7 protein-coding genes are annotated in these 9390 nt (G+C 61.5%); 3 read left to right on the top strand and 4 right to left on the bottom strand.

Features of this window, described 5'->3' with window-relative positions:
* Positions 1-213: 213 nt before the first annotated feature.
* The 3 genes from BFQ00_RS13630 to BFQ00_RS13620 form a co-directional block, all read right to left on the bottom strand.
* Entirely contained in the window at positions 214-981 is a 768-nt protein-coding gene (locus BFQ00_RS13630; protein WP_065933799.1) for an N-acetylmuramoyl-L-alanine amidase, read from the bottom strand.
* Positions 982-1104: 123 nt separating this feature from the next.
* Positions 1105-2427, bottom strand: coding sequence for an ATP-binding protein (locus BFQ00_RS13625; protein ID WP_065933798.1), 1323 nt, complete (start codon positions 2425-2427; stop codon positions 1105-1107).
* Entirely contained in the window at positions 2424-3104 is a 681-nt protein-coding gene (locus tag BFQ00_RS13620) for a response regulator (protein WP_065888373.1), read from the bottom strand. Before BFQ00_RS13620 ends, BFQ00_RS13625 begins: the two co-directional genes overlap by 4 nt.
* Positions 3105-3279: 175 nt before the next feature.
* Between BFQ00_RS13620 and dsbD the strand changes: the two genes are divergently transcribed.
* The 3 genes from dsbD to dsbG are packed head-to-tail and all read left to right on the top strand — an operon-like array spanning position 3280 to position 6589.
* Positions 3280-5007: a protein-disulfide reductase DsbD gene (gene dsbD / locus BFQ00_RS13615; protein WP_065933797.1), complete on the top strand. Its 1728-nt coding sequence runs from the start codon at positions 3280-3282 to the stop codon at positions 5005-5007.
* Positions 5007-5852: a TlpA disulfide reductase family protein gene (locus BFQ00_RS13610; protein WP_065933796.1), complete on the top strand. Its 846-nt coding sequence runs from the start codon at positions 5007-5009 to the stop codon at positions 5850-5852. Before dsbD ends, BFQ00_RS13610 begins: the two co-directional genes overlap by 1 nt.
* A complete protein-coding gene (gene dsbG, locus BFQ00_RS13605; RefSeq protein ID WP_065933795.1) occupies positions 5828-6589 on the top strand; it encodes a thiol:disulfide interchange protein DsbG in 762 nt (253 codons plus the stop codon). Before BFQ00_RS13610 ends, dsbG begins: the two co-directional genes overlap by 25 nt.
* 63 nt (positions 6590-6652) lie before the next feature.
* Here dsbG and BFQ00_RS13600 read toward each other — a convergent pair whose 3' ends face one another.
* The gene (locus BFQ00_RS13600) at positions 6653-9253 is read right to left on the bottom strand and encodes a hypothetical protein (protein WP_065933794.1); all 2601 of its coding nucleotides are present in this window, start codon (positions 9251-9253) and stop codon (positions 6653-6655) included.
* Between the last annotated feature and the right edge of the window lie 137 nt (positions 9254-9390).

The raw sequence follows: 9390 nt of genomic DNA, 5'->3' as shown, positions 1-9390 counted from the left end.
GCTTACTTTTGCGCTTTTCAAAAGTGAGCCGCTGTAAAAGCGGAACCATTAGCAGCCGTTACCGCAGAAACGGATATGTACTCGTTCCAATCCAACATCCCGGTCGGCCCAGAGGCCGCCATCGGGGGCAAGCCCCCTCCCACAGGGGTCCGCGTGGTACCTAAACGTTGTGTAGATACTCACGCCCCTCCCACATTTGAATGGTGTTTGGCTTTAGAGTCCCCGGTACTTTTCGTTGAGCGCATACAGGATCGCGCAGGTCTCCGCATCCAGGCGCCCGGCATAATCGCGCGCCCGAAAGTGCATCTGAAACGCCCGGGTGCGCTGTTCAAAGGCCTGGCGATTCCACGCCGGTTTGTAGCCATAGCGCTGAAACGCCCGCTCGACTTCCACTTCCGGCGGCAACCCCATGCAAAACCGGCGTTGGTACATCGCCCGGGTGGCTTCGTCAAACCAGGCGCCTACCCCGGCCTCATGCAGGCAGCGCCAGGGTAGCCGGGGGCCCGGGTCGCTCTTGCGCCAGTACGCCACATCCGAATGCCCGAGAATATCCACCGGGCCGATGTGCGGGTAGCGCCCGAGGATGTCGCGCATCAACGCAATCAACACCTGCACCTGTTCCTCGCGATACGCGGGAAACGTGAACACGCCTTTGTCGTCACGCGCCAGGTTGACGATTTCGATGCCGATCGCGCGATTGTTGAGGTTATCCCGCCCGCCCCAATGGCTCGCCCCGGCATGCCAGGCACGCTTGTCCTCGCCCACCAGGCGAAACACCCGCAGTTCGTCATAGCCGGCGGCGCGATAGGCCGGTTCATCGGGATCGGGCAGCAGGTAGTGAGCGCTGACCCCATTCTGCGTCAGGGTGCGCAAGGATGAGTCAAAGGGCGCCGCCGTGTAGTGCAGGATCACCTGCGCCACGGGCTCGCCGTTACGTTCGTTGAAATCCCGGGCAGGGAAACTGGTATCGATGACCAACATAAGATCCGTCCTTTTCAATACGGGCCGAATCATTCGGCCCTTTCAAGCGCAAAAAAATTACCGCCATCCTGACGATTTGCTGGTCAGGCGAGCGGTAATTACTTGGCACTTGCAGAAAAGCGATCAGCGTCGCAACGGCATGCCCAGGTCAACGCGCAGGCCATCGGCCTGGCTGTCGAATGCCAGCGAGCACGCGCAGCGCTGGACGATCGCTTGAACAATCGCCAGGCCCAGGCCACAGCCGTCGCTGCTGCCGTTGCGCCAGAAGCGTTGGGTGAGGTATTGCAAGTCCTCGCTGGAAATCTGCGGGCCGTGGTCGCGCACGCGGAACACCACTTTGTCAGCGTTGGAGAAAACCCTCAGCTCCACACGGGTATCGGCTGGGGTGTGGCGCAAGGCGTTGTCCAGCAGGTTGCGCAAGGCCGCGACGGCCAGGCCCACGGGCATGTCCACCGGCGTGTCGGCAAGACCGTCCGCCAGGATCAGGTCGATGCGCGAATTGTCCCCGGCGTGGGCATCCTGGATCGCCAGGCGGGCGACTTCCTCGGCGCTGGACTGCAACCCATCGTCAAACGACAGGCTGCCCTCCACCCGTGCCAGCAGCAACAGTTGCTCCAGGGTGCGGTGCAGGCGGTCGGCGCCTTCCTCGGCGTGGGCCAGGGACTGGTCACGCGCCGCGCCCTCGGTCATGCGCGCCACTTGCAGGTGCGTCTTGATCGCCGTCAAGGGGCTGCGCAGCTCATGGGCGGCGTCACCGGTGAGGCGGCGCTCGCGCTCGATGGTCTTGGCGATGCGTTGCAACAGCTGGTTCTGGGTGTCGAGCAATGGCTTGAGTTCGCTGGGCAGCGGGTGGATCTGCAACGGTTCAAGGGAGTCGGCGCTGCGGCGCATCAAGGCGTCACGCATGCGGTTGAGCGGCACCAGACTCTGGCCGATGCCCAGCCACAACAGGCACAGACAGCCCAGCAAGGCCACGCCGACCGGCACCGAGGCCGCCAGCAGGATCGACAGGTTCAGCGCCTCACGCTCCACCTGGCGGTCGGCCGTGGTGATCAGCAGGTCACCCTGGGACAGGGTGAAACTGCGCCAGCCCACGCCATCGATCATCTGGTCGCGAAAACCGCTCTTGCGCGACTCCAGCCCCTCATCCGGCGTGGTATGGCTGCGCGCCAGGACTTCGCCGTGCAGGGAACTGACCTGGCAGGCCATACCCCCCGGTACGCTCAGTTGTTCGCTACGCAAATGGGTGCCGGCGCCGACGCTGGCCAGGCCCGGCATCTGTTCGGTCAGCCCGGCCACCATGCGCGCCGAGGCGACCAGCCGCTGGTCGAGGGAAAACATCATCTGATTGCGCAGGTCGTTGAGCATCCAGGCCGCCGCCAGGGCCCAGATCACGACAAAAGCGGCGCCGAGCTTGAACGTCAGGCGCAGGCGCAGGCTCTTCACGAAGCATCCTCTCCCGCATCGGCCGGGCCCAGGCGATAGCCGAGGCCGCGTACGGTCTCGACGATGCCATTGCCCAATTTGCGCCGCAGGTGGTGGATGTGCACGTTCAGCGCGTTGCTTTCCAATTCGTCGTTGAACCCGTAGACGCTGTCCTTGAGCTGCTCGCTGGACAACACGCGGCCCTTGTTGTGCAGCAAGGCCTGCAACAGCGCTTGTTCACGGCGCGACAGGTCCACCGGCTGGCCACCCAGGAAGGTCTCGCGGCTGCTGGGGTCATACGCCAGGCGGCCATGTTCGATCAGGTTGACCCGGCGCCCCGCCACGCGGCGCAGCAGGGTTTGCAGGCGGGCGGCGAGTTCGCGCAGGTCGAAGGGCTTGAGCAGGTAGTCATCGGCCCCCGCCTGCAGGCCGTCGACGCGGTTGGTCACCGAGTCACGGGCGGTGAGGATCAACACCGGGATCTCCAGGCCCTGGCTGCGCTGTTGCTGCAGCAGTTTCAGGCCGTCTTCGTCGGGCAGGCCGAGGTCGAGCACCATGATGTCGAAGGTGGCCGCCCTGAGCATCGCCCTGGCCGCCGCCGCCGTGGCCACGCGTTCAACCGTGAAGCCCTGGGCGGTGAGGCCGGCCACGATGCCGCTGGCGATCAGTTCGTCGTCTTCGCAGACCAGTACGTGCATGCTGAGCCCTTCATGAAAGATGCGGGTGATTAGAAAACGCACGGATTAAGCGTGCATTATGCCGCTAACTTCATAACACCCGATAACTCCTACCCTCTAGAATAGCGCCGGTTAATCATCGGTTAATCAACGCCACACATTGTGTGCCTCACTTGCATCGAATTAAGGCTGGACCATGCGGTATCTATTTACTTTTCTGCTGGTGTTGCTGGCGGGGTTCGCCCAGGCCGCACCGGGTAACCCGTTCGAGTCCAAACCCGATTTCCTCCCGGTGGGCAAGGCCTTCACCTTTACCTCCGAGCGTCTTGAAAGCGGCGAGACCCAGCTGTATTGGCAGATTGCCGACGGTTACTACCTGTACCAGCAGCGCATGAAATTCGACGGCCTGGCGCAAAAGCCCGTGCTGCCCCAGGGCGAAGCCCACAGCGATGAGTTCTTCGGCGAACAGCAAGTGTATCGCCAGGGCCTGGAAGTGAAGCTCCCGGCCGGCGCCACCGGCCAGGTCAAGCTGGGCTGGCAGGGCTGCGCCGACGCCGGCCTGTGCTATCCGCCACAATCGATCACCGTGGACCTGGGCGGCAGCCCGGCCGTCGCCGCCACCGCGCAGGCCCAGGACGAAAGCCTGGCCAGCGGCCTGCAACAGCGCAGCCTGGGCTGGAGCCTGCTGATCTTTTTCGGCCTGGGCCTGTTGCTGGCGTTTGCCCCGTGTTCGTTACCGATGCTGCCGATCCTTGCCGGCCTGGTGGTGGGCAGCGGTGCCAGCCCGCGTCGCGGCTTTGCCCTGGCCAGCAGCTACGTGGTGTGCATGGCCCTGGTGTACGCCGCGCTGGGTGTGATGGCCGCGTTGCTGGGCGGCAATCTGGCCGCGCTGCTGCAAACCCCGTGGATCCTCGGCAGTTTCGCCGCGCTGTTCGTGATCCTCGCCCTGCCGATGTTCGGCTTCTTTGAATTGCAACTGCCTGCGTTCCTGCGCGACCGCCTCGACACGGTCAGCCGCCAGCAGAGCGGCGGCAGCCTGGTCGGTGCGGGCATTCTCGGTGCGTTGTCCGGTCTGCTGGTGGGCCCGTGCATGACCGCGCCCCTGGCCGGCGCCCTGCTGTATATCGCCCAGAGCGGCAATGCGCTGCACGGCGGGCTGATCCTGTTCGCCATGGGCATCGGCATTGGTATCCCGTTGTTGTTGCTGGTCACCGTGGGCAACCGCTTCCTGCCCAAGCCGGGCACCTGGATGAACGTGCTCAAGGGCGTTTTCGGTTTCCTGTTCCTCGGCACCGCCGTGCTGATGATTCGCCCGGTGGTCGGCGAAAGCCTGTGGATCGGCCTTTGGGGCGCACTGGCGCTGGTCATGGCCTATTGCGGTTGGATGCTGGCCCGTGAATACGGGCTGGCCGCCAAGGTGTTCGGCGCGGCCTCCCTGGTGCTGGGCCTGTGGGGCGCGGTACTGGTGGTGGGCGCGGCGGGTGGCAGCGATGAGCTGTGGCAACCGTTGAAGGTCTACAGCGGCTCGCGGGTGGCTGCCACCGCTGACGCCCACGATGCGTTCACCACCATCAACGACCCGGCCGCCCTGCAAAGCCAGCTCGACAGCGCCAAGGCCGAGGGCCAATGGGTGCTGGTGGACTACTACGCCGATTGGTGTGTGTCGTGCAAGATCATGGAAAAACAGGTGTTCGGCAAGCCGGACGTGATGGCCGCCCTGAAGGATGTACGCCTGCTGCGCCTGGACGTCACCGCCGACAATGCCGCCAGCCGCGCACTGCTGGGTCGCTACAAAGTGCCGGGGCCACCGAGTTTCGTGTGGATCGGTCCGGACGGTGAAGAACGCCGCGCCCAACGCATCACCGGCGAAGTGGATGCCGCCGCCTTCCTGCAACGCTGGACGCAAACCCGAGACGCGCGCTGATGCTGACCCTCACCATCGGCACCTTCGCCATCGCCCTGAATCACATTCTGCTGATCAGCGCGCTGATTCTCGCCACCCTGGTGGGCTGGCGCGTGGCCAGGCGTGGCGGTGAAAACCCTGAATCGGTGTTGTTCAGCCTGTTCCTGCTGGGCATGCTGGCCGCCCGTATCAGCTTTGTACTGATGTACTGGAGCGATTACCGCAACGACTGGCTGCAGATGGTCGACCTGCGCGACGGCGGTTTCCTCGCCTGGCCCGGCGTGATCGCGCTGGTGCTCGGCGCGCTGGCCTACGGCTGGCGGCGCCCTGCCCTGCGCAGGCCACTCGGCGCCGGGGTGATCAGCGGCCTGGTGTTCTGGGGCATGGCCAGCCTGTCGCTGAGCCTCTACGACAAGGGTTCGCAGCTGCCGGACATCACCTTGCGCGATGCCAACGGCAATGTGGTGCAACTGGCCGACTACAAAGGTGGCCCGCTGGTGATCAACCTGTGGGCCACCTGGTGCCCACCGTGCCGTCGGGAAATGCCGGTGCTGGAGCGCGCGCAACATCAACGCCCGGATGTCACCTTCCTGTTCGTCAACCAGGCCGAGAGCATGCAGAGTGTCAGCACCTACCTGGCCACCCAGGGCCTGAACCTGGACAACATGCTGTTCGACGCCGGCGGACGCCTCGGCCAGGCCGTCGGCTCCATGGCGCTGCCTACCACCTTGTTCTACTCGGCCGACGGACGCCTGATCAACAGCCACCTCGGCGAGCTGTCCCAGGCCAGCCTGGCCCGCGCCATGGAACCCTTCGACACCGTCCCACAAAGGAAACCCACATGCCTCGCCTCCGCCACCTGCTGACCCTGCTGCCGCTGACGCTTGCCGCCACCCTGGCCCAGGCCGAAGACTGGCCGGCCCCGATCAAGCAAATCGAAGCCAAGGGCGCCAAAATCCTCGGCCAATTCGACGCCCCCAGCGGCCTGACCGGCTATGCCGCGCAGTACCAGAACCGCGGCATGGCGCTGTACCTGACCGCCGACGGCAAAAGCGTGATCGCCGGCAACCTGTACGATGCCCAGGGCAACGACCTGAGCAGCGCGCCCCTGGAAAAACTGGTGTACGCCCCGATGTCCAGGGAAGCCTGGGCCAAGCTGGAAAACAGCAGCTGGATCCAGGACGGCGACAAGAACGCGCCACGCATCGTCTACCTGTTCAGCGACCCCAACTGCCCCTACTGCAACATGTTCTGGGAACAGGCACGGCCATGGGTGAAGGCCGGCAAGGTGCAACTGCGCCACATCATGGTGGGGATCATCCGCGAAGACAGCCCGGGCAAATCCGCCGCACTGTTCGCCGCCAAAGACCCGCAGAAAGCCCTGGAAGAACACGAAGGCGCCGGCAAGGCCAGCAAACTGCAAGCGCTGAGCAAGATCCCGGCGGATATCGAAGCCAGGCTCGATGGCAATATGAAGTTGATGGAGGACCTGGAGTTGTCGGCGACGCCGGCGATTTTCTATCTGGATGACAAGGGTGGGTTGCAGCAACAGCAGGGGGCGCCGTCGCCGGATAAGTTGGTGAAGATACTGGGGCCGAAGTAATTAGCCCCAGGTTCGTTAACAAGAATGCCAGTGTTAACACAGGCATTCTTGTCATGGCCTCGATTAAACTTCCTCTACCACCAGCAACGTCAGATCAAAATCATTGCCTCCCAACCCCAATTGCACGTTATCGACACTGAGCCTTACTGTAGAAGATGACGCAGTGAACACACTTTTGAGCGTTCTCCAGACCCGCGTATCCAATAGCGTCGGAGCGACAATTTCTTGTCCCGAAGCTACCAAGGCAATCCTCGGCAATGGACGCCCACCACTGTTATCCCGAACATCGGCACTGAATTCGTAGGTGCGACCAATCTCCAGGTCACTGAACACCTTGAACAACTTCTCCCTTTGAGTAGCCAGGTCTTGAGTGTTGGTATAACCCCAATCAAACAAATAATATTGACCGCCTGCCTCTTTTAACACCAGGTCCCTTGGGTCGGTGGCACCCGCGCCTTTTTGCCAACCGTTCCAGTCTTTTTTATTAGGGTCAAAGTCAGTCACGTCTCTGAACCGCTTGCGCAGTGTCAATTCCAACAGCGGAAACTCGATCGCCTCACTCACATCCGGACTGCCATCGGTGGTCACCTTGAAGACGATGGCCAATGGTGTCTTGTCGCGAAACGCCTCCAGATCGGAGCGCGCAAGTACACGCTTGAGGCCGTTGTTCACATCGGAGAAGGTAATCAGCTGACCCGTCATCACGCGCACGGTGTGTGAAGATCCGTCCTCTTTAGTGCCGGTACATTCCAACCAGCCTTTCTGTCCTTCCAGGGAGAACCACCAGGCCTTATCGAAGTTTTCGTCATTGACGATGATTTGCGCATCGCCGGAGAACGTCCGTAGATCCAGGATTGCGCCCTGGGTAGCCGGTGGCGTCGCCTCAGGCACCATTGGGGTGGGTAATCTCGTCGGCACACTGACCTTCAATGCCAGCGTCTTCGACGGCGCCATCTTGCAAGCGCTGGTCACTGTGTAATTGATCAGGATTGTTTTACCCGCACCGTGGATCACCGCTTCGCGCGGAATCGCAAAATCGACATAACCAGGATCGCTGTTGCCCGGTTTTGAGGTCAACGGCAGGCTCGTGCCATCCGTCTTGAGCCACCGCACGTCGATCATCTGATTAGGGCTGATCCGTTCATATTCCACGCGAACCGTCACACCGTCGCGGCCATTCCAGAGGGTCAGTTGATCACTCACTGCTTCACACACCCTCGGAGGGGGCAGTATCAACGCCTCCTGCTCGAGGCTGAAAGTCACAACAGCAAACTCGACGGCCGTGTCCAGGTCGCACGGCCCATCAAAATTCGCCGCAAAATGCAGGTTGAACTCACTGCAATCGGCCAATTTTTGCAGCTTGGTCCTGGCTATCGGTGTATCAACGCCATCGCGTAGCCAAGCAGCAGTAAGCGGCTTGCCTTCCAATACATAAAACAGACAAGAACTGCCGTCCTCACGTGTGCCGGTTACCCAGGCCCAGCAGTAGTCCTGCTCCATGGCGTAATGCCAGATAGGCACCACCGCCGTTGCGTCATCACCGAACGTATTGAGGTCCACCCTGTCGCCAGTGGCCTGCTCAATGCCGGGTTTTGGCAAGCCCGTGATGCCCAGCACCTTCAAGTGGCGCTCGGGTGAGGACCAATGGCTGCCATCGCAGCGCGTGACGTTGTAGGTCAACGTAATGGCTTGCTCAAAATTGGCGCGGATCACTGCGGGCGGTACCGTAAACACCAGGCTGGTTTCACCTTCAACCGGTTGCCGGCATTCCAGTTCGACTGTGCCCGGCCCAGGGGTGCCGGTAAGTGTCGGGCACACCGTGTCGCCGCTGCACATGCCCTCATAAGCCACCACGATATGCGCACCGTTCACCGTGTTTACCGGGTTGACCAGCCAGCCGTCGAACTCGGTGTGTACGGCTTCCTTGAGCTCTGGGGGCGACAGTTCCAGGTGAGACTCAGTGAGCAACGTCAATGAAAGCGAGCCGAACGATCTATAGGGAGTCGCCTGGCTGTAGCGCACCTGCGCCAACAGATACAGTTCACTGTCATGTTTAAGTTGCTGGAGCGACGCCCGAGGTATTGCTCGACGCCACCCAAGGCGTACGTGTTCGTCGGTGACCGGTTCACCATTGAATGGGTAGAGTCTGGCCTTGGAGCCATCCGGATAGATGCCGCCTATATAGCAGTTGATCGTTTGGATGGTGCCGACAAATGCCCAGGGTGGAATGTAAAGAATCGGATCTTTACAGCACAACAAGGAAAGATCCAGTTTGCCATCGAACGCTTCGAAAATGTGTGCCTGAGGCAAGTTCGAGGGCAGGCTGATCCGTACCCCACCCTGCAGAGATGTTTGACTCTCACCGTTTCTGGTGACGGTGTAGGTAAACGACACGTAAGTGTCCAACCACAATGCTATGTATTCAGAAGGGATATAAAAGTTGATACAACCTGCCTCGTCGCCATTCAGGGGTTCTATCGGCGGATAAGGGCTGCCTGCCAATGGCCAGTCCAGAGTGATGAGGTCAGTGGCCTGCATGTCGCCGTAGCAGACTCGGACGTTGCCTCCGTTCAGCAGTTTGAGTGAATCGACACTGCCACTTTCGTCAGCCTCAAGCAGCTCTGGCTTGGGCAGGTCAAGGGCATTCGGCGATGACTTGGGCATGGTGAAAGTTCCTTTTCAATAGACTGGGAATGCCGAAGCCCAGAGGTTGGCCTGATCAGCATCGCCCTATCACACCGTAAAAAAGCCGGCGCTCCTACTGTCAGAATTCACAGTTCCAATCTCCATAAAGACATTAT

This window comes from Pseudomonas sp. 28 E 9, from assembly GCF_900004785.1.
In the GTDB taxonomy this organism is placed as follows: domain Bacteria; phylum Pseudomonadota; class Gammaproteobacteria; order Pseudomonadales; family Pseudomonadaceae; genus Aquipseudomonas; species Aquipseudomonas orientalis_A.
Note: the sequence above shows the minus strand (reverse complement) of the source record. Positions and strands in the feature narration are given on the sequence as shown.

Coding starts and splice junctions, on each gene's coding strand:
- BFQ00_RS13610 (WP_065933796.1), top strand. CDS start 5,007: ATGCTGACCCTCACCATCGGCACCTTCGCCATCGCCCTGAATCACATT.
- BFQ00_RS13620 (WP_065888373.1), bottom strand. CDS start 3,104: ATGCACGTACTGGTCTGCGAAGACGACGAACTGATCGCCAGCGGCATC.
- BFQ00_RS13630 (WP_065933799.1), bottom strand. CDS start 981: ATGTTGGTCATCGATACCAGTTTCCCTGCCCGGGATTTCAACGAACGT.
- dsbG (WP_065933795.1), top strand. CDS start 5,828: ATGCCTCGCCTCCGCCACCTGCTGACCCTGCTGCCGCTGACGCTTGCC.
- BFQ00_RS13600 (WP_065933794.1), bottom strand. CDS start 9,253: ATGCCCAAGTCATCGCCGAATGCCCTTGACCTGCCCAAGCCAGAGCTG.
- dsbD (WP_065933797.1), top strand. CDS start 3,280: ATGCGGTATCTATTTACTTTTCTGCTGGTGTTGCTGGCGGGGTTCGCC.